The sequence below is a fragment of the Acidocella sp. C78 genome (assembly GCF_907164655.1).
Map to the genome: position 1 here is coordinate 1 of NZ_CAJQZK010000100.1, position 21581 is coordinate 21581.

General features: G+C 67.0%; 20 protein-coding genes and 4 pseudogenes. 9 read left to right on the top strand and 15 right to left on the bottom strand.

Features of this window, described 5'->3' with window-relative positions:
* The 5 genes and pseudogenes from ACIDOCELLA78_RS95200 to hisI form a co-directional block, all read left to right on the top strand.
* A pseudogene (locus tag ACIDOCELLA78_RS95200) lies at window positions 1-240 on the top strand (transcriptional regulator); the annotation flags it as partial.
* 52 nt (window positions 241-292) lie between these two features.
* Window positions 293-610 (top strand): annotated as a pseudogene (locus tag ACIDOCELLA78_RS95205) (rhodanese-like domain-containing protein); the annotation flags it as partial.
* A gap of 50 nt (window positions 611-660) precedes the next feature.
* Entirely contained in the window at window positions 661-1146 is a 486-nt protein-coding gene (locus tag ACIDOCELLA78_RS95210) for a sulfurtransferase (RefSeq protein WP_249676705.1), read from the top strand.
* The gene (metC, locus tag ACIDOCELLA78_RS95215) at window positions 1143-2399 is read left to right on the top strand and encodes a cystathionine beta-lyase (protein ID WP_201729677.1); all 1257 of its coding nucleotides are present in this window, start codon (window positions 1143-1145) and stop codon (window positions 2397-2399) included. Before ACIDOCELLA78_RS95210 ends, metC begins: the two co-directional genes overlap by 4 nt.
* On the top strand, window positions 2396-2746 hold the full coding sequence (gene hisI / locus ACIDOCELLA78_RS95220) for a phosphoribosyl-AMP cyclohydrolase (protein WP_201729678.1): 351 nt from the start codon (window positions 2396-2398) through the stop codon (window positions 2744-2746). The genes metC and hisI overlap by 4 nt, the downstream gene beginning before the upstream one ends.
* 21 nt (window positions 2747-2767) lie before the next feature.
* Here hisI and ACIDOCELLA78_RS95225 read toward each other — a convergent pair whose 3' ends face one another.
* From ACIDOCELLA78_RS95225 to gph, 9 genes are all read right to left on the bottom strand, one after another.
* Window positions 2768-3139, bottom strand: coding sequence for an iron-sulfur cluster assembly accessory protein (locus ACIDOCELLA78_RS95225; protein ID WP_201729679.1), 372 nt, complete (start codon window positions 3137-3139; stop codon window positions 2768-2770).
* Window positions 3140-3149: 10 nt separating this feature from the next.
* A complete protein-coding gene (locus ACIDOCELLA78_RS95230; protein WP_174503321.1) occupies window positions 3150-3515 on the bottom strand; it encodes a DUF59 domain-containing protein in 366 nt (121 codons plus the stop codon).
* Window positions 3505-3960, bottom strand: coding sequence for a Fe-S cluster assembly sulfur transfer protein SufU (sufU, locus tag ACIDOCELLA78_RS95235; RefSeq protein WP_201729680.1), 456 nt, complete (start codon window positions 3958-3960; stop codon window positions 3505-3507). Before sufU ends, ACIDOCELLA78_RS95230 begins: the two co-directional genes overlap by 11 nt.
* Entirely contained in the window at window positions 3957-5201 is a 1245-nt protein-coding gene (locus ACIDOCELLA78_RS95240; RefSeq protein ID WP_201729681.1) for an aminotransferase class V-fold PLP-dependent enzyme, read from the bottom strand. The genes sufU and ACIDOCELLA78_RS95240 overlap by 4 nt, the downstream gene beginning before the upstream one ends.
* Window positions 5198-6397 (bottom strand): Fe-S cluster assembly protein SufD, encoded by a 1200-nt coding sequence (gene sufD, locus ACIDOCELLA78_RS95245; protein WP_201729682.1) that lies wholly within the window; start codon window positions 6395-6397, stop codon window positions 5198-5200. Before sufD ends, ACIDOCELLA78_RS95240 begins: the two co-directional genes overlap by 4 nt.
* Window positions 6394-7137 (bottom strand): Fe-S cluster assembly ATPase SufC, encoded by a 744-nt coding sequence (gene sufC / locus ACIDOCELLA78_RS95250; RefSeq protein WP_201729683.1) that lies wholly within the window; start codon window positions 7135-7137, stop codon window positions 6394-6396. Before sufC ends, sufD begins: the two co-directional genes overlap by 4 nt.
* A gap of 9 nt (window positions 7138-7146) precedes the next feature.
* On the bottom strand, window positions 7147-8598 hold the full coding sequence (sufB, locus tag ACIDOCELLA78_RS95255) for a Fe-S cluster assembly protein SufB (protein ID WP_201729684.1): 1452 nt from the start codon (window positions 8596-8598) through the stop codon (window positions 7147-7149).
* 8 nt (window positions 8599-8606) lie between these two features.
* On the bottom strand, window positions 8607-9074 hold the full coding sequence (locus ACIDOCELLA78_RS95260) for an SUF system Fe-S cluster assembly regulator (RefSeq protein WP_201729685.1): 468 nt from the start codon (window positions 9072-9074) through the stop codon (window positions 8607-8609).
* A gap of 111 nt (window positions 9075-9185) precedes the next feature.
* A complete protein-coding gene (gene gph, locus ACIDOCELLA78_RS95265) occupies window positions 9186-9836 on the bottom strand; it encodes a phosphoglycolate phosphatase (RefSeq protein WP_201729686.1) in 651 nt (216 codons plus the stop codon).
* A 72-nt stretch (window positions 9837-9908) separates the two neighbouring features.
* On the opposite strand from gph, the gene glmU reads away from it, so the two are divergent.
* Together glmU and glmS are read left to right on the top strand one after the other, a co-directional pair.
* The gene (gene glmU, locus ACIDOCELLA78_RS95270) at window positions 9909-11222 is read left to right on the top strand and encodes a bifunctional UDP-N-acetylglucosamine diphosphorylase/glucosamine-1-phosphate N-acetyltransferase GlmU (RefSeq protein WP_201729687.1); all 1314 of its coding nucleotides are present in this window, start codon (window positions 9909-9911) and stop codon (window positions 11220-11222) included.
* Complete coding sequence (glmS, locus tag ACIDOCELLA78_RS95275) at window positions 11222-13045, top strand: glutamine--fructose-6-phosphate transaminase (isomerizing) (RefSeq protein WP_201729688.1); 1824 nt, start codon at window positions 11222-11224, stop codon at window positions 13043-13045. Before glmU ends, glmS begins: the two co-directional genes overlap by 1 nt.
* A gap of 382 nt (window positions 13046-13427) precedes the next feature.
* Here glmS and ACIDOCELLA78_RS95280 read toward each other — a convergent pair whose 3' ends face one another.
* The 6 genes and pseudogenes from ACIDOCELLA78_RS95280 to ureC form a co-directional block, all read right to left on the bottom strand.
* The gene (locus tag ACIDOCELLA78_RS95280; RefSeq protein WP_201727483.1) at window positions 13428-15161 is read right to left on the bottom strand and encodes an IS1634 family transposase; all 1734 of its coding nucleotides are present in this window, start codon (window positions 15159-15161) and stop codon (window positions 13428-13430) included.
* 127 nt (window positions 15162-15288) lie between these two features.
* Window positions 15289-15738 carry a cyanase gene (cynS, locus tag ACIDOCELLA78_RS95285; RefSeq protein ID WP_201729689.1) on the bottom strand — a complete coding sequence of 150 codons (450 nt, stop codon included), beginning with the start codon at window positions 15736-15738 and terminating at the stop codon, window positions 15289-15291.
* Window positions 15739-15821: 83 nt separating this feature from the next.
* The gene (gene ureG / locus ACIDOCELLA78_RS95290) at window positions 15822-16472 is read right to left on the bottom strand and encodes an urease accessory protein UreG (protein ID WP_201729690.1); all 651 of its coding nucleotides are present in this window, start codon (window positions 16470-16472) and stop codon (window positions 15822-15824) included.
* Window positions 16469-17164: an urease accessory protein UreF gene (locus ACIDOCELLA78_RS95295; protein ID WP_201729691.1), complete on the bottom strand. Its 696-nt coding sequence runs from the start codon at window positions 17162-17164 to the stop codon at window positions 16469-16471. Before ACIDOCELLA78_RS95295 ends, ureG begins: the two co-directional genes overlap by 4 nt.
* Window positions 17161-17661: an urease accessory protein UreE gene (locus ACIDOCELLA78_RS95300; protein WP_307850956.1), complete on the bottom strand. Its 501-nt coding sequence runs from the start codon at window positions 17659-17661 to the stop codon at window positions 17161-17163. The genes ACIDOCELLA78_RS95295 and ACIDOCELLA78_RS95300 overlap by 4 nt, the downstream gene beginning before the upstream one ends.
* Window positions 17610-19142: pseudogene (gene ureC, locus ACIDOCELLA78_RS95305) on the bottom strand (urease subunit alpha); the annotation flags it as partial. The pseudogene ureC and the gene ACIDOCELLA78_RS95300, both read right to left, overlap by 52 nt.
* Window positions 19143-19249: 107 nt before the next feature.
* On the opposite strand from ureC, the gene istA reads away from it, so the two are divergent.
* Window positions 19250-20779, top strand: a complete 1530-nt coding sequence (gene istA, locus ACIDOCELLA78_RS95310; protein ID WP_201727493.1) for an IS21 family transposase — start codon at window positions 19250-19252, stop codon at window positions 20777-20779.
* Window positions 20769-21562: pseudogene (istB, locus tag ACIDOCELLA78_RS95315) on the top strand (IS21-like element helper ATPase IstB). The gene istA and the pseudogene istB overlap by 11 nt, the downstream one beginning before the upstream one ends.
* Window positions 21563-21581 lie beyond the last annotated feature (19 nt).

Consider the following 21581-nt stretch of genomic DNA (forward strand, 5'->3'; position numbering starts at 1 on the left):
GGAGGCGATCCGAACGGCCCCTTCGCCATCCTGCGCTCGCGCGAGCGCGCCTGCCTCGCGGTGAACCCATTCCCGACCGATGCGCCGCCCGACGCGCAGACCGGCGTCGCCATGATCACCAGCGCCGACGATGCGGTGATGACCCATCAGCGCGTCGCCGAAGGCGCCTGGCGCGACGCCATCAAGGGCCGCGCCGCGGCCGCCGAGGTACGGCGGATGCTGGAACCGGCCATGGCCTGATTTCCCGCGCCGGCAGGGAGACAAACCGCTGCCGGCGCGTTACACTTCGCCCATGTCGTCCCCGCTGATCTCAACAGAGGCTCTCGCCGCGATACTCGATGATCCGGCGCTGATCCTTTTCGACGCGTCTTTCTACCTCCCCAACGAAACGCAGAACGCGGCCGCCCTGTTCGAGGCAGCCCACCTGCCCGGCGCCGCCTTCTTCGATATCGAGCGGATCGCCGACACCGCCTCGCCGTTGCCGCACATGCTGCCGGACGAGGCAGGCTTCGCCGCCGCGGTTGAGGCGCTCGGCGTCGGCAACGATTCCCGCATCGTCGTCTACGACCAGCGCGGCCTGTTCTCGGCGGCCCGCGGCTGGTGGATGTTCCGCGTGTTCGGCCATGAAAACGTCGCCGTGCTCGATGGCGGGCTGCCCAAATGGCGCCAGGAAGGGCGAAGGCTCGACTCCGGCCCGCGCGCCCGCGCCCACGCGGGCGCTTCGCCCCCCGCCTCGATGCCGCCCGCATCCGCGACCGGGCCGCGATCGAGGCCAATATCGCCCTGCGGCACGAAACCCTGCTCGATGCCCGCACCGCCGGCCGCTACGCCGCCGCGGTGCCCGAGCCGCGCCCCGGCATGCGCGGCGGCCATGTGCCCGGCGCCCGCTCGCTGCCCTATTCCGAACTGCTGGGCGACGACGCTACCATGCTTGCGCCCGAAGCGCTGCGCGCCCGCTTCGCCGCCGCCGGCATCGATGGATCAACCCGGCCGGTGACGATGTGCGGCTCCGGCGTCACCGCCGCCGTCGTCACCCTCGGCCTGGTCCGCGCCGGCTTGCCGATGGGCGCGCTTTATGACGGCTCCTGGGCCGAATGGGGCGCCCTGCCCGACACCCCCGTCGCCACCGGAGAGGATCCCGCATGACCAACGACCGCTTCGAAACCCGCCTCTCTCTGGCCTCGCGCCGGCCGGTCAAGTCGCACGGCTACGTCAATCCCAAGCTCGTGCGCGGCTCCACCGTGCTCTATCCCTCCTGCGCCGCGCGCCGCGAAATCGGCCAGCGCCGTCTGGAGCAGGAAGAAATCTACGGGCTTTACGGCACTGAGACCCATTTCGCGCTCGAAAACGTGGTCGCCGAAATCGAGGGCGGCACGCATTGCCAGATCGTCTCCTCGGGTCTTGCCGCCATCACCGTGCCGCTGCTCGCCTGGCTGAAGGCCGGCGACCACATGCTGGTGCCCGACTCGGTCTACGGCCCGACGCGCCGCTTCTGCGACAGCGTGCTCGCGCGCTACGGCGTCGCCACCACCTATTACGATCCCCTCATCACCGAAGACCGGCTGGCGGCGCTGCTGCGCCCGCAAACCACCGCCCTCTTTTCCGAAAGCCCCGGCAGCCACACCTTCGAGGTGCAGGACGTGCCGATGCTCGCCCGCGTCGCCCATGCCCATGGCGCCAAGCTGTTCATGGACAACACCTGGGGCATCCGCACCTTCCAGCCGTTCCGCCACGGGGTCGACGTGTCGATCCAGGCGCTGACGAAATATGTCGGCGGCCATTCCGACATCGTGCTCGGCGCCATCACCGTGGCCACCGATGCGGACTGGGCCTGGCTGCGCGCCGGCGCGCTCGATCTGGGCCAGTATGCCTCACCGGACGATTGCTGGCTGGCCCTGCGCGGCGCGCGCACCCTCGCCGTCCGCCTCGCCGAGCAGGAACGGGCGGCCCTCGCCGTCGCCACCTGGCTCGCCGGCCGGCCGGAAGTGCTGCGCGTGCTGCACCCCGCTTTGCCCTCCTGTCCCGGCCACGAATTCTGGAAGCGCGACTTCACCGGCGGCTGTGGCCTGTTCGGCGTGGTGTTCCAGCCCGAGCACGATTACGACGCCGTCTGCGCGATGGCCGACGCGCTGCGCCTGTTCGGCATCGGCGCCTCCTGGGGCGGCTACGAGAGCCTCGCCCTGCCGACCACCAACACCATCACCCGCACCGAGGGCACCGGCCGGTTCGGCGGCGAGATGCTGCGCCTGCAAATCGGCCTCGAACACACCGACGATCTGATCGCCGATCTCGAACAAGGCCTGGCCGTGCTGCGTGGCCAGGCCCGCACCGCCTGCGCCTCGCCGCCCTGCATGGCCGGCGAATTGCAGGACGGCTACAGCCCGGACGGCACGGCATGACCCATCCCGTCATCACCGCCGCCCGCTTCAACGAAGCCGGTCTCATTCCCGCCATCGCCCAGCAGCACGATACCGGCGAAATCCTGATGATGGCGTGGATGAACGCGGAGTCGATCGCCGAGACCCTCGGCACCGGGCAAGTCTGCTATTTCAGCCGCAGCCGCGGCAAGCTCTGGCGCAAGGGCGAAAGCTCAGGCCATGTGCAGCGCCTCATCGACATGCGGCTCGACTGCGATGGCGACACGCTGCTGCTCCTCGTCGAGCAGACCGGCCCGGCCTGCCACACCGGCGCGCATAACTGCTTCTTTCGCCGCGTCACCGCGGACGGGCTGGAAGACATCGCCTGAGCCGCCCCCTGCGCGTGCGCGTCAGACGTGAAAACTCTCGCCGCAGCCGCAGCGGCCCTTCTCGTTCGGGTTCTCGAAGGTGAAGCCCGAGGAGAATGTCTCCACCTTGTAGTCCATCACCGTCCCGATCAGGAACAGCGTGGCCTTGCGGTCGATCAGCACGGTCACGCCCTTGTCGCTCACCTGCTCGTCGGTCGGCGCGGGCTCATCCACCCACTCCATCTCGTAGGACAGGCCGGAACACCCCTTGGTGCCCACGCCAATGCGCAGCAGCCGGCCCTGCTGCCCGCTTTCATACAGCGCGCGCAGGCGGTCGGCCGCCGCATCGGTCAGCTGCATCAGCGGCGGCAGGCTGCGGCGCGGCGGTGCGGATTCAGTGCGGATCGTGGTCATCGCAGACTCCTCAGAACATGTTGAGCGCGAGGCGCGCCTCGTCGCTCATCCGCGAGGGATCCCAGGGCGGGTCCCACACGGTTTCGACCTCCACCTCGCTCACCCCCGGCACCGTCCCCACCGCAAGGCGCACCGCCTCGGGCAGTTCCTGCGCGCTGGGGCAGGCTGGCGCGGTCAGCGTCATTTCCACCTTCACCGCCCCGCCCTCGATCTCGATCGCATAGATCAGCCCGAGCTCGAAGATGTTCACCGGAATCTCCGGGTCATAGACCGTGGCGATCGCCGCGATCACGTTCTCCTCGCTCACCAGCGGTGGGGTTTCGCCCTCCGGCGTCCAGGTGGTCACGGGTTCGGTCCTGGCCATGTCATCCGCCATGTCCGGTCTCCATCGTCTTGGTCAGCGCGGCGCGCAGCGCCTGCCAGGGAAGTGTGGCGCAGCGGTGGCGCGAGCGGTATTCATGAACGCCCGACAGCGCCCGCAACGCGCTGAATTCCGCGCGGTCGGGCACCGCCCCGCTCGCCACCATCGCCTCGAACGCGCCGGCCATTTCCTCGGCCGCCGCGCGCGGGCGCCCGGCCACCGCATCGGCCATCAGATCGGCCGAGGCGATGCAGATGGCGCAGCCGCGGGTCTCATGCCAAACCTCGCCGATCGCCCCGGCCGCGCAGCTCAGCCGCAGGTGCACCCGGTCGCCGCACATCGGGTTGTCGCCCTCCGCCTCGGCGTCGAAGCGCTCCGGCCGGCCGGCATGCAGCGGCGCGCGGGCGCGCTCCATGATCAGACGCTGATACAGATCGCCGATATCCGCCGCACCGCTCATCCGCCGAACACCTGCTGCACGCGCCGCAGTCCCGCCGCCAGCGCGTCGATCTCCTCCATCGTCGTATAGACGCCAAAGGTCGCGCGGGCGGTGCTGTCGAGCCCGAGCCGACGGGTCAGCGGCTCGGCGCAATGGTGCCCGGCGCGTACTGCGATCCCCTGCTTGTCGAGCAGGGTGGCGACGTCGTGCGCATGCACCCCGTCCATCGTGAAGGCGACCACCCCGCCGCGGTCCTGCGCCCGCCCGACCACGTTCACCCCGCCGATCGCATCGAGCGTCGCCAGCGCGTGATCGGTCAGCGCCCGCTCATGCGCGGCGATCGCCGGAAAGCCGATCGCGTTCACGTAATCGATCGCCGCCGCCAGGCCCACCGCCTCGACGATCGCCGGCGTCCCCGCCTCAAAGCGATAGGGTGGCTCGGCCCAAGTCGACTTTTCGTAGCTCACGCTGCGGATCATGTCGCCGCCGCCAAGGAAGGGCGGCATCGCATCGAGCAGCTCGCGCTTGCCGAACAGCACCCCGATGCCGGAGGGGCCATAGAGCTTGTGGCCGGAAAACACGTAGAAATCCGCATCGATGGCGCGAACATCGACCGCCCGGTGCACCACCGCCTGCGCGCCATCGAGCAGCAGCCGCGCCCCGCACTCATGCGCGAAGGCGGCGAGCCGCTCGACCGGCGTATAGGTGCCGAGCACGTTCGACATATGGGTGATCGCCAGCAGCCGCACCCGCCCGTCGGCGAATTGCCGCTCCAGATCGGCGAAATCCAGTTCCCCGGAATCGGTAATCTTCACGATGCGCAGCTCGATCCCGTGCGACTCCCGCAGCATCTGCCAGGGCACGAGATTGGCGTGGTGCTCCATCTCGCTCACCACCACCGCATCGCCCGGACGCAGCGCCGAGCGCCCGAACGTCGCGGCGACGAGGTTGATCCCCTCGGTCGCGTTCCGCACGAAAACGATCTCTTCCCGCGCCGCGTTGAGGAAGGACGCCACCTTGTCGCGCGCCGCCTCGTAATCGTCCGAGGCGCGCTCGCTCAGCCAGTGCAGCCCGCGATGGACATTGGCGTAGCGCGTCTCCATCGAGCGGACCATCGCGTCGATCACCGCGCGCGGCTTCTGCGCCGAGGCGCCGCTGTCGAGAAACACCAGCTTCCTGCCATGCACCGACTGCGACAGGATCGGGAAATCGGCGCGGATGCGCGCGATGTCGAAACCCGGCTGCTCGATGGCCGCGCTCATGCGCCCTCCCGCCACCAGGCGCCGATCGCCGCCTCGAAGACGGCACGCGCCGCCTCGTCGGTCACCGGCTCCAGCGCCTCGTCGAGAAAGGCGCGGATCAGGATCGACTTCGCCTCCGCCGCCGGCACGCCGCGGCTGCGCAGGTAGAAAAGCTGTTCGGGATCGAGCGCGCCGATCGTAGCACCATGGCTGCACTTCACGTCATCGGCGAAGATTTCCAGCTCCGGCTTGCTGTCGATCTCCGCCTCGTCCGAGAGCAGCAGCGCCTGGTTCATCTGGTAGCCATCGGTTTTCTGGGCGATGCGATCGACCTCGATCCGCCCCTGGAACACGCCGCGCGCCGCCCCGGCCAGGACCGACTTCACCGTCTGCCGCGAGGCGCAGTCCGGCGCGTCATGCCGCACCACCGTGGTCACGTCGCCATGCTGGGTGCCGTTCAGCAACTGCGCCGCGTTGAGATGGACATCCGCCGCAGGGCCGGTGAGCCGGGCATGGGTCTCGTTGCGACTGAGCCGCGCGCCGCGATTGAGGGTGAAGCTCTCATAGCCCGCCCCGCCGGCGATCTCGGCGAAAATGGTGGCGACATGCACGGCCTCGCCGGATTCGTCCTGCAACCGGTAATGGTTGAGCCGCGCCCCCTCGCCAAGCTCCACCTCGAAGACCGGCGCGTGCAGGTAGCTCCCCTCGCCCCGCGCGGTTTCGATCAGCGTCAGCGTCGCACCGGCGCCGAGCGCGATCCGGTGGCGCGGCGCGATGGCCGGCATCGTCTCGCCCCGGCCGGCCGCCAGCGTCACCAGGAACAGCGTGCCGCCCTGCTGCCCCGGCGCCAGGGTGATGGCCACGCCATCCTCAGCCAGCGCGGTGTTCAACGCGACGACCACACCGCCGCGCGCCGTATCGGCCGCCGCGCCGCCGAGGCGACCCACCCAGTCGGGCGCGGTCGAGCGCGCCGCATCGAACCGGCCATTGACGAACACAACGCGCTGGCCTTCCGGCAGTTCAGCCGCGACCTCCACCGCCGGGGCGGGGCCGAGAGCGAAACCACGCAGCCCGGCCGCGAGATCGGTATAGTGCCAGGCCTCGTCGCGCCTCGTCGGCCAGCCGCCGGCGCGCAGCCGCGCCGACGCCGCCTCCCGCGCGGATGCGCCCGGCAGCGCCGCGAGGTCGAAGCCGTCGAGCAGGTCGGTCCCGCTCATGCCGCCTCCAGCCCCGCATAGCCGTTGGCCTCCAGTTCGAGCGCAAGCTCCGGCCCGCCGGAACGCACGATCTTGCCGGCCGCCAGCACGTGCACGCGGTCCGGCACGATATGGTCGAGCAGCCTCTGGTAATGCGTGATGACCAGCGCCGAGAACGCGGGCCCGCGCAGCGCGTTCACCCCCTGGGCGACAATCTTGAGCGCATCGATATCGAGCCCGGAATCGGTCTCGTCGAGCAGCGCCAGGGTCGGCTTGAGCAGCGCCATCTGCAACACCTCGTTGCGCTTCTTCTCACCGCCCGAGAACCCGACATTGACGTTCCGCTTCAGCATGTCGTCCGGCATCTTCAGCGCCGTCACCGCCGCCCGCGCTTCCTTGAGGAACTGCACGGCGTCAAGTTCCGCCTCGCCGCGCGCCCGGCGGATCGCGTTCAGCGCGGTGCGGATGAAATTGGCGTTGCCCACCCCCGGCAGCTCGACCGGATACTGGAACGCGAGAAACACCCCGGCCGCCGCCCGCTCCTCCGGCTCCATCGCCAGCAGGTCGGCGCCGTTATACGTCACGCTGCCGCCGGTCACCTCGTAGCCCTCGCGGCCCGACAGCACATAGGACAGGGTGGATTTCCCCGCCCCGTTCGGCCCCATGATCGCGTGAATCTCGCCCTCCGGCACGGTCAGGTCGATCCCGCGCAGGATCTCCTTGCCATCGATGGTCGCGGTCAGTCCCTTGATTTCAAGCATGTTGTGTCCTCAGCCCACGGAGCCTTCGAGAGACACGGCGAGCAGCTTCTGCGCCTCGACCGCGAACTCCATCGGCAATTCCTTCAAAACATCCCGGCAGAAGCCGTTGACCAGCAGCCCCACCGCGTCCTCTTCCGAAAGCCCGCGCGCGCGGCAGTAGAACAGCTGGTCGTCGGCGATCTTCGAGGTCGTCGCCTCATGCTCCACCTTCGCCGTGCGGTTGCGGCTCTCGATATAGGGCACCGTATGCGCGCCGCAGCGATCGCCGATCAGCAGGCTGTCGCACTGGGTGAAATTCCGCGCATTCATCGCCCGCGGCATGATCCGCACCAGCCCGCGATAGGTGTTGTTCGACCGCCCGGCCGAAATCCCCTTCGAGACGATCGTGCTCGTGGTGTTCGGCGCCAGGTGGATCATCTTGGTGCCGGTATCGGCCTGCTGGAAATTGTTCGTCACCGCCACCGAGTAGAACTCGCCGGTCGACCCCTCGCCCTGCAGGATGCAGGAGGGATATTTCCAGGTGATCGCCGAGCCGGTTTCCACCTGGGTCCAGGAAATCTTCGAGTTCCGCCCCCGGCAGGCGCCGCGCTTGGTGACGAAATTGTAAATTCCGCCGCGCCCCTCGGCATCGCCCGGATACCAGTTCTGCACGGTCGAATACTTGATCGTCGCCTCGTCGAGCGCAACGAGTTCGACCACCGCGGCGTGAAGCTGGTTCTCGTCGCGCATCGGCGCCGTGCAGCCCTCGAGATACGACACGCTGGCCCCCGCCTCGGCGACGATCAGCGTGCGCTCGAACTGCCCGGTATTGCGCGCGTTGATGCGGAAATAGGTCGAAAGCTCCATCGGGCAGCGCACGCCCTTCGGCACGAACACGAAGCTGCCGTCCGAGAACACCGCCGAGTTCAGCGCCGCGTAATAATTGTCGCCCGCCGGCACGACGCTGCCGAGATATTTCCGCACCAGTTCGGGATGCTCGCGCACCGCCTCGGAAATCGAGCAGAAGATCACCCCGGCCTTGGCCAGCGTGTCGCGGAACGTCGTCGCGACCGAAACGCTGTCGAACACCGCATCGACGGCAATGCCCGCCAGCGCCGCGCGCTCGTTCAGCGGAATGCCGAGCTTCTCGTACATCGCGAGCAGTTCGGGATCGACCTCGTCGAGCGATTTCGGCGCCGGCTTCTTCGGCGCCGCGTAATAATGCAGGTCCTGATAGTCGATCCTGGGATGATGGATGCGCGCCCAGGCCGGGTCCTCCATCGACAGCCAGGCGCGATACGCCTTGAGCCGCCATTCGAGCAGCCATTCCGGCTCGCCCTTCTTCGCCGAGATGAGCCGGACGATGTCCTCGTTCAGCCCCTTGGGCGCGAACTCCATCTCGATATTGGTCTCGAAGCCGAACTTGTAGCCGCCGCCCGATATCCGGTCGACAGTCTCGATCGTCTCATTCACCGCAGGCATTGAAACCCCTATTCGACAGTTGACGGCGCGCGCGCCGCGAGATCCGCTTCATCGACCCGCAGCGCCCTGGGCAGGGACGCCGCCTGCATGTCATCCAGCGTGATCGCGCCGAGCGCCTCGCTGATCGCGTCGTTCACCACGCCCCAGCGCCCCGCCATCGGGCAGAGAGACGCGCTGTCGCACGCCCCGCCCGTGCCCTCGACGCAGGCGGTCAGCGCGATCGGCCCGTCGATCGCGACGATCACATCGGCAATCGGAATCGCGGAAAGCGGCCGCCCGAGCCGATAGCCGCCATGCGCCCCGCGCTGCGACAGCACGAGGCCGGATTGCGCCAGGCCCTTCAGCACCTTGGCCACGGTCGGCTCCGGAATCCCGGTGCCCGCCGCAATCGCGGGGGCGGTTTCCACCGTGGCGGCCTGGGCAAGACGCACCAGCACCACCACCGCATAGTCGGTCAGACGCGATAGTCTCAGCATGACACACCCGATTGTGGACAACACAGGTCCTGTTTACGCAAATGGTCCATCGCGCCGCCCCCGTCAAGGCCGGATGCGTCATGCCAAGCGCCGGAAATCCGGGCGGACGGCTCAGGCCGCGCCGAGCAACCGCTCCACCGCCGGCACCAGCGCCGCGGTCTCGCCGATGGCGATCGTGCCCTCCGCCCGGCCATAGCCCCAGCGGACGAAAATCGAGGCAACGCCGAGCCCTTCCGCCGTGGCGATGTCGTTGTGATGATCGCCGACCATGACTGCCTCCCGCGGCGCGATCGTCATCGCCTCCAGCACGGCACCGAGATGGCGCGGGTCAGGCTTGCGGAAATTCGTGGCGTCCCCGCCGATCAGCACCGGAAAGAACCGGTCGAGATCCAGCGCCGTCAGCACCTTGCGCGCCGAGGCCTCCGGCTTGTTGGTGCACATGCCAAGCCGGAAGCCCCGCGCCATCAGCGTTTCCAGCGCCATCACGATGCCCGGATAGGGTTCGGTGAGGTCGGTCACATGCGCCTCGTAATCGGCCAGAAATATCGCCTCGTCCTCGGCCTCCGGCGTCATCCCGCGCGCTTCGTAGCCCCGTTTCAGCAGCATCCGCGCGCCATCGCCGACCATCGGCGCCACATCCTCCCGCGCCACCGGCGCCGCGCCGTGGCGGGCCAGCGAGCGGTTCAACGCCGCGGCAAGGTCGGGCAGGCTGTCGATCACCGTGCCGTCGAGGTCGAAAACAACACCGCGTGCAGTGTTCATGACACACTCCGAAATTCTATTTGATGGCAGGCCACTTTACAGAAGCGGCGGGCCAGGGCTACCGCTTCGCGCATGCACAATACCGCCGTGATTCTTGCCGCCGGCCTCGGCACCCGCATGAAGTCGAGCCGCCCCAAGGTGCTGCACCGCATCGCCGGCCAGCCGATGCTCGCCCATCTGCTCGCCGCCTGCAAGACGGTGTTCGCCGAAACCGCGGTCGTCACCGGCCCGGACATGGACGATGTCGCCCGCGCCGCCGCCCCGCACCCCACCGTGATCCAGCGCGAGCGCCTCGGCACCGCCCATGCCGCCCTTGCCGCCGCGGACCGTTTCGGCGCGGGCGCCGTCACCATCGTCTATGGCGACAATCCGCTGGTCAGCGGCGCGACGCTCCAGCGCCTCGGCGCGCGGCTCGGCGCGGGGGATGCCGCACTTGTGCTGCTCGGCACGAGGCCGCCGGAGCCCGGCGCCTTCGGCCGCATCGTCGGCCCGGCCGGCTTCGCCGAGCGCATCGTCGAATTCGCCGACGCGAGCGAGGCCGAGCGCGCCATCGGCCTGTGCAATGTCGGCGGCTTCTCCGCCGCCGCCACCGACATGCGCCGCTGGCTCGGACAGATCGGCAATGGCAACGCGAAGGGCGAATACTATCTCACCGACCTCGTCGCCGTCGCCCGCGCCGAGGGTGCGACCGTCGCCGTGGTCGAGGCGCCGTGGGACGAGTGCCGGGGGGTGAATTCCCGCGCCGAACTCGCCGCCGCCGAGGCGGCGATGCAGTCCCGCCTGCGCGCCGCCGCCCTCGCCGCCGGCGTGACCATGACCGCCCCCGAAACCGTCTTCCTCGCCGCGGACACCGCGCTCGCCGCCGATGTCACGATCGAGCCGCACGTTGTTTTCGGCGCCGGTGTTGCGGTCGGGCCGGATGTCATGATCCGCGCCTTCTCCCATCTCGAGGGCTGCACGATCGCCGCCGGCGCCGTCATCGGCCCCTATGCGCGGCTGCGCCCGGGCAGCGAGATCGGCGCCGGCGCCCATGTCGGCAATTTCGTCGAGCTCAAGGCCGCCCGCCTCGGCGCGGGGGCGAAGGCCAACCACCTCACCTATCTCGGCGACGCCGAAATCGGCCCGCGCGCCAATATCGGCGCCGGCACCATCACCTGCAATTACGACGGCTTCGCCAAGCATCGCACCACGATCGGCGCCGACGCCTTCATCGGCTCGGACGTCGCCCTCGTCGCCCCGGTTTCGGTGGGCGACCGCGCGATCATCGCCGCCGGCAGCGTCATCACCGATCCGGTGGCGGCGGACGCGCTGGCGCTCGCCCGCGGCCGGCAGGTCGAAAAGCCCGGCCGCGCCGCCGAACTCCGCATGACGAAGGGAAAACGCTGATGTGCGGCATCGTCGGACTCATCGGGCGGCACGACGCCGCCCCCCTGCTGCTCGATGGCCTCTCCCGCCTCGCCTATCGCGGCTATGACAGCGCGGGCATCGCCACCCTGGTCGAGGGCGCGATCACCCGCCGCCGGGCCGAGGGCAAGCTCGCCAATCTCGCCGCCTCCATCGCCGCGTCCCCGCTCGCCGGCACCACCGGCATCGGCCACACCCGCTGGGCCACGCATGGCGCCCCCACCGAGGGCAACGCCCATCCTCACGGCACCGCCCGCGTCGCCGTGGTGCATAACGGCATCATCGAGAACCATGCCGACCTGCGCGCCGAGCTTGAAGCCGCCGGCCAGGTCTTCTCCACCGAGACCGACACCGAAACCGTCGCCCAGCTCGTCGACCTTCACCTCGCCCGCGGTCTTCCGCCGGTCGAGGCCGCCGCCGCCGCCTTCGCCCGGCTCGAAGGCGCCTATGCGCTGGCGCTGATCTTTGCCGGCCATCCCGAGCTGATCATCGGCGCGCAGCGCGGCGCCCCGCTCGCGGTCGGCTTCGGCGAGGACGAGATGTATCTCGGCTCCGACGCCCTCGCCCTCGCGCCGCTCACCCGCCGCATCGCCTATCTCGACGATGGCGACTGGGTGATCGTCTCGCGCAGCGGTGCCGAATTCCGCGACGCCGCGAACAACCCGGTCACCCGCGAGGTCAAGCTGACCCGCCTGACCGGCGCATCCATCGGCAAGGGCAATTTCCGCCATTTCATGGAAAAGGAGCTGCACGAGAACCCCGCGATCATCGGCGACACGCTGAACCGCATGATCGATCCGGCAACCCGCCTGCCGGTCCTGCCGGATCTCGCGATCGATCTCGCCGCCATCCCGCGCATCAGCCTCTCGGCCTGCGGCTCGGCCTTCTATGCCGGCCTGACGGCCCGTTACTGGCTCGAAGACATCGCGCGGATCGCGGTCGATGCCGATGTGGCCAGCGAATTCCGCTACCGCGAACCGCCGCTCGACCAAGCGGGGCTCGGCCTCGTCATCAGCCAGTCCGGCGAAACCGCCGACACCATGGCGGCGCTGCGCTACATGAAACGCCAGGGCTGCAAGGTGATGTCGGTGGTCAACGTGCCGGAAAGCACGATGGCGCGCGAGAGCGACCTGATGCTGGAAACCATCGCTGGCCCGGAAATCAGCGTTGCCAGCACCAAGGCCTTCACCGCGCAGCTCGCCGTGCTCGCCGGCTTCACCCTCGCCCTCGCCCGCGCCCGCGGCGCGCGCAGCGACGCCGAAATCGCGCCGCTGGTCGCCGCCCTGATGGAACTTCCCGGCAAGATGGCCCAGCTCCTCGCCGATGACGCAGACATCCGCGCCCTCGCCGAAGACATCCGCGATGCGCGCGACGTGCTGTTCTTCGGCCGCGGTTCGATGATGCCGATCGCCCTTGAAGGCGCGCTGAAGCTCAAGGAACTCAGCTACATCCATGCCGAGGGCTATCCCGCCGGCGAAATGAAGCACGGGCCGATCGCGCTGATCGACCCCTCGGTGCCGGTCATCGCCGTGCTGCCCTCCGGCCCGCTGTTCGAAAAAACCGCCTCCAACCTGCAGGAAGCCGCGGCCCGTGGCGGGCGGATCATCCTGTTCAGCGACCGCGCCGGCGCCGCGCGCCTCTCCGGCATCGCCGAGCGCACCGTGATCCTGCCCGACTGCGCGCCGTTCGTCGCCCCCCTGCTCTACGCCATCCCGGTCCAGCTTCTGGCCTACCACGTCGCCATCCTGAAAGGCACGGATGTGGACCAGCCACGCAACCTCGCCAAATCCGTCACGGTCGAGTAGGCAACGGGGTGCGCGCCGATGAATCACGATCGCGACCACCGCGCAACGCTCCAACGGCTTTGCAAGGTTTTCCCACTCAGGTCTCCCAGACCTTGCAAATCCCAATATTGCCCGCCGCTAAAACATCGCGGCAAGATCAGCAAAATTCGATTTTTCACAAGTGAATAATCATACAGTGTATTTTCGTGGGGTCTACACACTGCGCTGTTCCACGACGCGACCGTTGTCTCCGCGCCGCGCAACATTTCCCGCAAGCAGGAGGATCACATTAGAGCATCATCCGATCCGGATGAATCGGAAAGTGCTCTAATCTGAAGTTTTCACTGATTCGAAAGCAAATTCCCTGTATTTATCGGTGAACTTCGAGATCTGATTTTGCCGCTTACTGGACACGCATGGGGTCGATCCCGATCAGGGCGAAGGCGGTGGTTTGCAGCGACGTGGGGTTTGCCAGAGCGGTGAAGGTGGCGTTCGGCGCCTTGGGTAGGGAGGCGGTGTTGAGGGTCTGTGTGGCGAGATGCGCCATCAGGTCGGTGAAGCTCGAAATCGGCAGGTTCTGGTCGTTGCGGCGTCGCCCGCGCTTGCGATCGGCGGCCGGGGATATCGATGCGGGGGCAACCGGCGATGAGCGTTCAGTTTCCGCGCCTGGCCGGTCGTGATCCTGGAACAGCAGGGGCTTGAGGGCGTCGCGCAGATGCCATTCGACGTAATAGGCCATCATGCAGAGGAAGACGTGGGCACGCACCCGCGGCGAGAGCCAGTGATGCACCGGGCGGATCGCGAGATCGACCGATTTGAGGGACCGGAACGCCCGTTCCACCCGTGAGAGATCCTTGTAGGCTGACACGGCTTCGGTCTCGCTCATGACGTCCGCGCTCACACTGGTGCGGATGACATAGATGCCGTCGAGGGCCGCCTCGCGCGCGATGCTGGCGGCGTTGCGCTGGAAATCGAAGCGGCTGGCGGTGATGGTGAGATCGAAATGCTTGGCCATCTTGCGCTGGTTGATCACCGCCCCCACCGCCAGCCCGATCGCGGCCTCGCCATGAAGAGGAGCGCGTTTGCGCCGTGTCGCATCCCGGATCCGCGCCAGTTCCGTCTCGGTGGCCACGAGCAGCGCCTCGCGCTTGCGCCGTCGTTCGGTCGCCAGGGCGGCGTTGCGACAGGCGATCAGCCGCTCGCCCGGATAATCGGGCGACGTGATCGCGGCGATATCGCGCTCGTCGAACAGCGACATCTGCAGCGGTCCCTCGGCAAGATCCTGGATCTGCCCCGCGCGCAGGCAGCTGATCCAGTCCAGCCCCGCCGGCTTGATCGTCTCGCGGATCCGCGCCGTGGTGATCATTCCGCGATCACCCACCAGGACGACGCGCTCGAGATGGAACCGGCGCTTGAGTTTCTCCACCTGGGCGGCGATCGTCGCCGGATCGGCGGTGTTGCCTTCGAACACTTCCACTGCGATCGGCCGCCCCTCGCGATCGCACAGCAGACCATAGACGATCTGCGGCCGATCGGGCCGGTGATCCCGGCTGTATCCGTGGTGTGCCAGTTCGCAATGCCGGCCTTCGAGGTAGGATGAACTGACGTCGTAGAGCACCAGCGTGCCGTCGCGCAGATGGCGCCTTGCAAACTCCCGTTCGATCCGCCCCTGCTGCGTGCCCAGCCAGTCCAGCGCCGCATAGATCTCGCGCTCTTCAATGACACCGAGATCAAGCATCTGCCCGAGGCTCGATGTTGCGGTCTCCGGGTTCAGGCCGCGCAGGGTCGAGAGCTTCGATCCCGGCGCGATCACCCGGCCGGCGATCAGCGCCAGGGCGAGACTGCGCTCGCGCGACGCCCTCCGGCCCAGCAGGCGGGGTATCCCGAGCTTGCGCATCATCCCGAGTGCCGCCGCCACATGACCATGCGGCAGCGAACGCCGGATCTCCAGCGCCTGATCGGCACCACCAACCACCGCGCCACCCGCGAGCAGCGCTCGTAGGCCATCGATCAACGCGGGCGGCATCTGGCTCAGATTGGCGATGGTACGCTTGTGAACCTTCCGCCCCTCGCGGAAACTCTCCCGCAACAGCACGGCCGGCGCCGATCGGCCATTCGGAACCACATCGATGAACATAACCCGAGCGAATCACAGATCGAGTCGCACCGCAAGCCCCATTTATGGACACAAAACGCTCGCAAGAAATCAGCGCTACGCGAGGCTATCCGCCACGTTCAGGTCATTCCCAAGTAAAAACTTCAGTCTAATACCGCTTGTAGGGAAGGAATTTCCCGCTCATCGTTACTTTCACGCGGTCGCCTTTCTGGTCGGGCTGGCGTTCGATCGCCATGTCGAAGTCGATCGCGCTCATGATGCCATCGCCGAACTCTTCCTGGATAAGTTCCTTCCAGGTTGTCCCATAGACCGACACCAGTTCGTAAAAGCGATAGATCAACGGATCGGTCGGCACCTCGGTCGGCAGCGACCCGCGATACGGGATTTCCGCTAGTAGCGCGGTCTCCTCAGGATCGAGGCCAAGCAGCAGCGCCGCCTTTTCCGCGGTCTCGGCGGTCATGGACATCTGGCCCATGCAGGCCGCGCAGACCCAGACCGGCGAATGACCAAGCCTCGCGGCGATCTCCGTCCAGCTCAAGCCCTTCGTTTTCTTGATCTGCAATATCTTGCGCCCGAGGGCGGTTTTGGCATCGTTCATCGACTCGTTCCTTCGATCTGCACATCATGTGCGTAGTGACAGGATCACGACCAACCCTGCCCGAAGCAGGTCACCCACATAGCCTATTGGGGGTACGCGCCGTGTTGTGAACCGTGCTTCCGACTATCGAGGCCGCCAGCGTTCACGATGAAGGAGACAACGGCGTCGACGCCGTTTCCGGCCTTGATGTTCGTGAACACGAACGGACGATCTCCGCGCATGCGCCGGGCATCGCGGTCCATCACCTCGAGGCTGGCTCCAACCAGCGGCGCGAGATCGATCTTGTTGATCACCAGCAGGTCGCTGCGGGTGATGCCGGGACCACCCTTGCGGGGAATCTTGTCGCCAGCGGAGACATCGATCACGTAGATCGTGATGTCTGCAAGTTCGGGGCTGAAGGTTGCGGCAAGATTGTCGCCGCCAGACTCGATCAGCAGCAGATCAAGCCCCGGGAACCGGCGCGAAAGCTCGGCACAACCGGCGAGATTGATGCTGGCATCCTCGCGGATGGCGGTGTGCGGGCAGCCACCGGTCTCGATGCCCATGATGCGCTCGGGAACCAGCGAGCCGGCGCGTGTGAGGAACTCGGCATCCTCGCGCGTGTAGATGTCGTTGGTGATCGCAGCGATCTCGAAGCGATCGCGGAAGGCCCGGCAAAGAGCGTCCATCAGCGCGGTCTTGCCGGAACCGACGGGGCCACCGATGCCGACGCGCAAGGGTCCATGTCTTGTCATGTGCGGAAAAGCCTCGTGTGTGTTGTTTCGTGTTGCATGGAGGCAATGTCCGCACGCGGACAGGCGCTCCCGAGATCCTCCTGGGTGGCGTCGCAAGTTGCGGCGGCAACTTCCAGGATGATCGTCTCAAGCCTCGATTGCACGGTCAGCCCGGCGGTCTGGCCCAGCGGGATGAGCCGCACGCCGGCAGAGACAAGCCCAGCGCTCCAGGCATGCAGATAGCCGGCGACGGCGGTGTCCTCGCCGAAATCCTGCGTCCCGGCGACTGCGCCGAAGGCGACCGGGTAGGCGAGCGGGCGCAGGTCGCGGAGCTGCCGGGCAAGCGCCGCGGGCATCCAGGGTGACGCGGCGATGGCAAAGGCATCGCCCTGCTGCAGGGTCTCGCGCGCCAGTTCGGCGGTGGGGGCGATGGCCCGGGCGAGCCGCGCAATCGCCGCGAGGCCGGCGCCGGAGGGATCGCCGGCTACCGCCCGATACGACAGGCGGAGCAGGATCGCATCGTTCCGCCCGCCGCCCTCGGTCAGCATCGCCGCCAGCCAGTCCGCGAGCTGGGCGTCATTCGCGATGTCGCCCGCATCGATTGCCTGTTCGAGGCCGTGCGAATAGGCGAAACCGCCGATCGGAAAGGACGGCGACAGCAGCGTCAGCAGGCGAATCAGCGCGCCTGACCCTATGCCGCCGCTGGCAGTCAATGATGATGCCCGTCATAGGCCCCTGACTCCGGGTCGAACGGAGCAGTGACGGGGGTTACCGTCGCGCCGAGCCGGCGGACCATGTCACCGATCACGTGATCGTCGCGAATGAGGAGCGAGCCGCATTCGTCGCCGGGCTGGAAGGCGACATCGAGATGCCGGTTGCCGAGATGCCACGCGATACGGATCAGCAGGGCCGGGGGCGCGGCGATGCCGATCAGCGACTCGGGTGCGGCAATGACCCGCACGATCCCCTCATCACCGCAGTCCAGACCATCGCCATCGCGCAGATGGGTGGCTTCCGCGAGGTCGAGCAGAAGGTTGCGCCCGCCATCGGTGGTCAGCGCCAGACGCCGGCGATGACGGCGGTCATAATCGAGGGTCACGCTGTCGGCGGCGTTGTCGCCTGGCCATCCGCCGGCCCTTATCACCCGTTGCGCGCGCATCAGAACAGGAAATACCGTTGCGCCATCGGCAGGACAGCGGCGGGTTCGCATGTCAGCAATTCGCCATCGGCGCGGACGTCGTAGGTCTCGGGATCGACCTCGATCAGCGGGGTGGCGCCGTTCAGGATCATCGAGGCCTTGGATATGCCGCCGCGTACATTCGTAACCGGGCGAACCATGCGCGACAGGCCGAGTCGCGAGCCGATGCCGTCCTCGAACGCCGCCGCGGAGACAAAGGTCACGCATGTCGCGGCAAGGGCGCGACCGAACGCACCGAACATCGGGCGCGCATGAACCGGCTGCGGCGTGGGTATGGAGGCGTTCGGATCGCCCATCATCGCCATCGCGATCACCCCTCCCTTGATCACCAGATCGGGTTTCACGCCGAAAAACGCGGGCGACCAGACGACGAGATCGGCGAGCTTGCCGACCTCGACCGAGCCGACCTCGTGCGACAGTCCATGCGCGATGGCCGGGTTGATCGTGTATTTCGCGATGTAGCGGCGGATCCGCGCGTTGTCGGCGGCGGCATCGCTTGCCGTGTCGCCGATCGCAAGCTTGCCGCGCTGGACTTTCATCTTGTGGGCGGTCTGCCAGGTGCGCGTGATCACCTCGCCGACCCTGCCCATCGCCTGGCTGTCCGAGGCCATCATCGACAACGCGCCGAGGTCGTGCAGAATATCCTCCGCGGCGATCGTCTCCCGCCGGATGCGGCTCTCGGCAAAGGCCAGATCCTCCGGGATCGAGGCATCGAGATGATGACAGACCATCAGCATATCGAGATGTTCGTCGATCGTGTTGACGGTATAGGGGCGCGTCGGGTTCGTCGAACTGGGCAGGACGTTGGCGAAGCCGGCGACCCGGATGATATCCGGCGCATGCCCGCCGCCCGCGCCCTCGGTGTGGAAGGCGTGGATCGTTCGCCCCTTGAAGGCCGCGATCGTGTCCTCGACGAAGCCGCTCTCGTTCAGCGTGTCGGTATGGATCATCACCTGCACGTCGTGGCGATCCGCGACCGAAAGGCAGGTGTCGATCGCCGCCGGGGTCGTGCCCCAATCCTCGTGCAGCTTCAGCGCGCAGGCGCCGGCGCGAATCATTTCCTCAAGCGCCGCCGGGGCCGACGCGTTGCCCTTGCCAGCGAAGCCGAGATTGACGGGCAACCCCTCGCTCGCCTGCAACATCCGCGCAAGGTGGAAAGGCCCTGGCGTGCAGGTGGTCGCGGCGGTTCCGGTCGCCGGGCCGGTGCCGCCGCCAAGCATGGTGGTGATGCCGGACGCGAGCGCCTCCTCGGCCTGCTGCGGACAGATGAAATGGATGTGCGCATCGATGCCGCCAGCGGTGACGATCTTGCCCTCGCCAGCAATGATCTCGGTACCCGGTCCGATCACGATGGTGACGGCCGGCTGGATATCGGGATTGCCAGCCTTGCCGATGCCGCTGATCCGGCCGTCCCGGATGCCGATATCGGCCTTGACGATCCCCCAGTGGTCGATGATCAGGGCGTTGGTGATGACCGTGTCGGCGGCTGTTGATTTCCGCTGAGATCTGACCCGGGAAGGCCGGATTTTTCCACTGAGATTTGACCCATGTTTGACTGTTTCCCCGTCTGGAAGAGGCGGGGGCGAACGGAGTGTTGGACATGGCGTTTTTGAGCATTATCCGCCGGTGGCATAAGCGTGAGCATGTGCCGATCCGAGAGATTTCCCGGCGCACAGGCGTGTCGCGGAACACGATCCGCAAATATCTTCGGTCTGATGTGATTGAGCCGAAGTTTCAGGTTCCGGACCGGCCGAGCAAGCTTGATCCTTATGCCGAGAAGCTTTTGGCGTGGCTGCGCCGTGAAGCTGGCCGGCCGCGCAAGCAGCGGCGGACGGTCAAGCAGCTATACGGTGATCTCGTCAGCCTGGGCTATGACGGTTCCTACAATCGTGTGGCGGCCTTTGCCCGGGCTTGGAAGGGGGAGTGCCAACGGCTGCAGCAGACCGCCGGCCGGGGAACCTTCGTGCCCTTGGCCTTTGCGCCTGGCGAGGCGTTCCAGTTTGACTGGAGCGAAGATTTTGCGATCATCGGTGGCGTCCGCGTCAAGTTGCAGGTGGCGCACACCAAACTGTCGCATAGCCGGGCGTTCATTGTTCGGGCCTATCTGCTGCAGACACATGAGATGTTGTTCGACGCGCATAACCACGCCTTCCAAGCTCTCGGCGGCGTACCGCGGCGCGGGATTTACGACAACATGCGCACCGCCGTTGACAAGGTCGGCCGTGGCAAGGAGCGCAGCGTCAACGCCCGCTTCCTGGCGATGACCAGCCATTATCTCTTCGAGGCCGAGTTCTGTAATCGGGCCGCCGGTTGGGAGAAGGGGCAGGTTGAGAAGAACGTCCAGGATGCACGCCACCGCCTGTGGCAGTCCATGCCTCCGTTCGAAAGCTTGGACGCCCTGAACGACTGGCTGGAGCGGCGCTGCCGGGAGCTGTGGGAGCAGACCGCGCATGGCAACGAGCCGGGAACCATTGCCGATGTCTGGGCCAGCGAGGTTGAGAGCCTCATGCCTGTGGGCCGTCCGTTCGATGGGTTCGTGGAACACACCAAGCGGGTCTCCTCGACCTGCCTGATCCACTTGGAGCGTAACCGCTACAGCGTGCCGGCCTCTTTTGCCAACCGGCCGGTCAGCCTGCGGGTCTATCCCGACAGGCTGGTGGTGGCGGCGGAGGGGCAAATCATCTGCGAGCATCCGCGCATCATCGACCGGACGCACAACGGCCCAGGGCGCACTGTGTATGACTGGCGGCATTATCTGGCGGTGATCCAGCGCAAGCCGGGCGCCTTGCGCAACGGTGCGCCGTTCCTGGAATTGCCCGATGCCTTCAAGCGGCTGCAGCAACATCTCCTGCGCCGTCCTGGCGGTGACCGGGAGATGGTGGAGATCCTGGCCCTGGTGCTGCACCATGACGAGCAGGCGGTGTTGGTGGCGGTGGAACTGGCGCTGGAGGACGGCGTGCCGTCCAAGACGCATATCATCAACCGGCTCCACCGGCTGATCGACGGCAAACAGGCTCCGCTTCCGGTCATCACCGCGCCACAGGCACTGACATTGGCCAATGAACCCAAGGCTGACGTCGAGCGCTACGATAGCTTGCGCCAATCTGAGGAGGCCCGCCATGCGTCATGATCCCGCCACCGGCGCGCTCGTCATCATGCTGCGCAGCCTCAAAATGCACGGCATGGCACAGGCCGTCGATGAACTGGCCCAGCAGGGTGCCCCGGCCTTCGAAGCCGCCATCCCGGTACTCTCCCAGTTGCTCAAGGCCGAGACCGCTGAGCGCGAGGTCCGCTCCATGGCCTATCAGTTCAAGGCCGCCCGCTTCCCGGCCTATCGCGACCTGGCCGGCTTCGACTTCGCCAGCAGCGAGGTCAATGAGGCCCTGGTCCGCCAGTTGCATCGTTGCGACTTCATCGAACCCGCCGACAATGTCGTGCTCGTCGGCGGCCCGGGCACGGGCAAAACCCACATCGCCACCGCGCTCGGCGTGCAGGCCGTCGAGCATCACAAAAGCGCGTCCGCTTCTTCTCCACCGTCGAGCTGGTCAATGCTCTGGAGCAGGAAAAAGCTCAGGGAAAGGCTGGGCAAATCGCCGGCCGTCTGATCCATGCCGACCTCGTCATCCTCGATGAGCTTGGCTATCTGCCCTTCAGCGCCTCAGGCGGAGCTTTGCTGTTCCATCTGCTCAGCAAGCTCTACGAGCGCACCAGCGTCGTCATCACCACCAACCTGAGCTTCAGCGAATGGTCCGCCGTCTTCGGCGACGCCAAGATGACCACCGCGCTCCTCGATCGCCTCACCCACCACTGCCATATCCTCGAGACCGGAAATGACAGCTTCAGGTTCAAAAATAGCTCCGTGCAGAAATCCCAAAAACGAAAGGAGAAAAATCCAGCCTTGACCCCATCATGAAACTCAAATCATAAACTAT

What these genes read in the sequence shown, in the direction of transcription:
- ACIDOCELLA78_RS95210 (WP_249676705.1), top strand. Translation starts at nt 661, where the DNA reads ATGGCGCCAGGAAGGGCGAAGGCTCGACTCCGGCCCGCGCGCCCGCGC.
- metC (WP_201729677.1), top strand. Translation starts at nt 1,143, where the DNA reads ATGACCAACGACCGCTTCGAAACCCGCCTCTCTCTGGCCTCGCGCCGG.
- hisI (WP_201729678.1), top strand. Translation starts at nt 2,396, where the DNA reads ATGACCCATCCCGTCATCACCGCCGCCCGCTTCAACGAAGCCGGTCTC.
- ACIDOCELLA78_RS95225 (WP_201729679.1), bottom strand. Translation starts at nt 3,139, where the DNA reads ATGACCACGATCCGCACTGAATCCGCACCGCCGCGCCGCAGCCTGCCG.
- ACIDOCELLA78_RS95230 (WP_174503321.1), bottom strand. Translation starts at nt 3,515, where the DNA reads ATGGCGGATGACATGGCCAGGACCGAACCCGTGACCACCTGGACGCCG.
- sufU (WP_201729680.1), bottom strand. Translation starts at nt 3,960, where the DNA reads ATGAGCGGTGCGGCGGATATCGGCGATCTGTATCAGCGTCTGATCATG.
- ACIDOCELLA78_RS95240 (WP_201729681.1), bottom strand. Translation starts at nt 5,201, where the DNA reads ATGAGCGCGGCCATCGAGCAGCCGGGTTTCGACATCGCGCGCATCCGC.
- sufD (WP_201729682.1), bottom strand. Translation starts at nt 6,397, where the DNA reads ATGAGCGGGACCGACCTGCTCGACGGCTTCGACCTCGCGGCGCTGCCG.
- sufC (WP_201729683.1), bottom strand. Translation starts at nt 7,137, where the DNA reads ATGCTTGAAATCAAGGGACTGACCGCGACCATCGATGGCAAGGAGATC.
- sufB (WP_201729684.1), bottom strand. Translation starts at nt 8,598, where the DNA reads ATGCCTGCGGTGAATGAGACGATCGAGACTGTCGACCGGATATCGGGC.
- ACIDOCELLA78_RS95260 (WP_201729685.1), bottom strand. Translation starts at nt 9,074, where the DNA reads ATGCTGAGACTATCGCGTCTGACCGACTATGCGGTGGTGGTGCTGGTG.
- gph (WP_201729686.1), bottom strand. Translation starts at nt 9,836, where the DNA reads ATGAACACTGCACGCGGTGTTGTTTTCGACCTCGACGGCACGGTGATC.
- glmU (WP_201729687.1), top strand. Translation starts at nt 9,909, where the DNA reads ATGCACAATACCGCCGTGATTCTTGCCGCCGGCCTCGGCACCCGCATG.
- glmS (WP_201729688.1), top strand. Translation starts at nt 11,222, where the DNA reads ATGTGCGGCATCGTCGGACTCATCGGGCGGCACGACGCCGCCCCCCTG.
- ACIDOCELLA78_RS95280 (WP_201727483.1), bottom strand. Translation starts at nt 15,161, where the DNA reads ATGTTCATCGATGTGGTTCCGAATGGCCGATCGGCGCCGGCCGTGCTG.
- cynS (WP_201729689.1), bottom strand. Translation starts at nt 15,738, where the DNA reads ATGAACGATGCCAAAACCGCCCTCGGGCGCAAGATATTGCAGATCAAG.
- ureG (WP_201729690.1), bottom strand. Translation starts at nt 16,472, where the DNA reads ATGACAAGACATGGACCCTTGCGCGTCGGCATCGGTGGCCCCGTCGGT.
- ACIDOCELLA78_RS95300 (WP_307850956.1), bottom strand. Translation starts at nt 17,661, where the DNA reads ATGCGAACCCGCCGCTGTCCTGCCGATGGCGCAACGGTATTTCCTGTT.
- istA (WP_201727493.1), top strand. Translation starts at nt 19,250, where the DNA reads ATGGCGTTTTTGAGCATTATCCGCCGGTGGCATAAGCGTGAGCATGTG.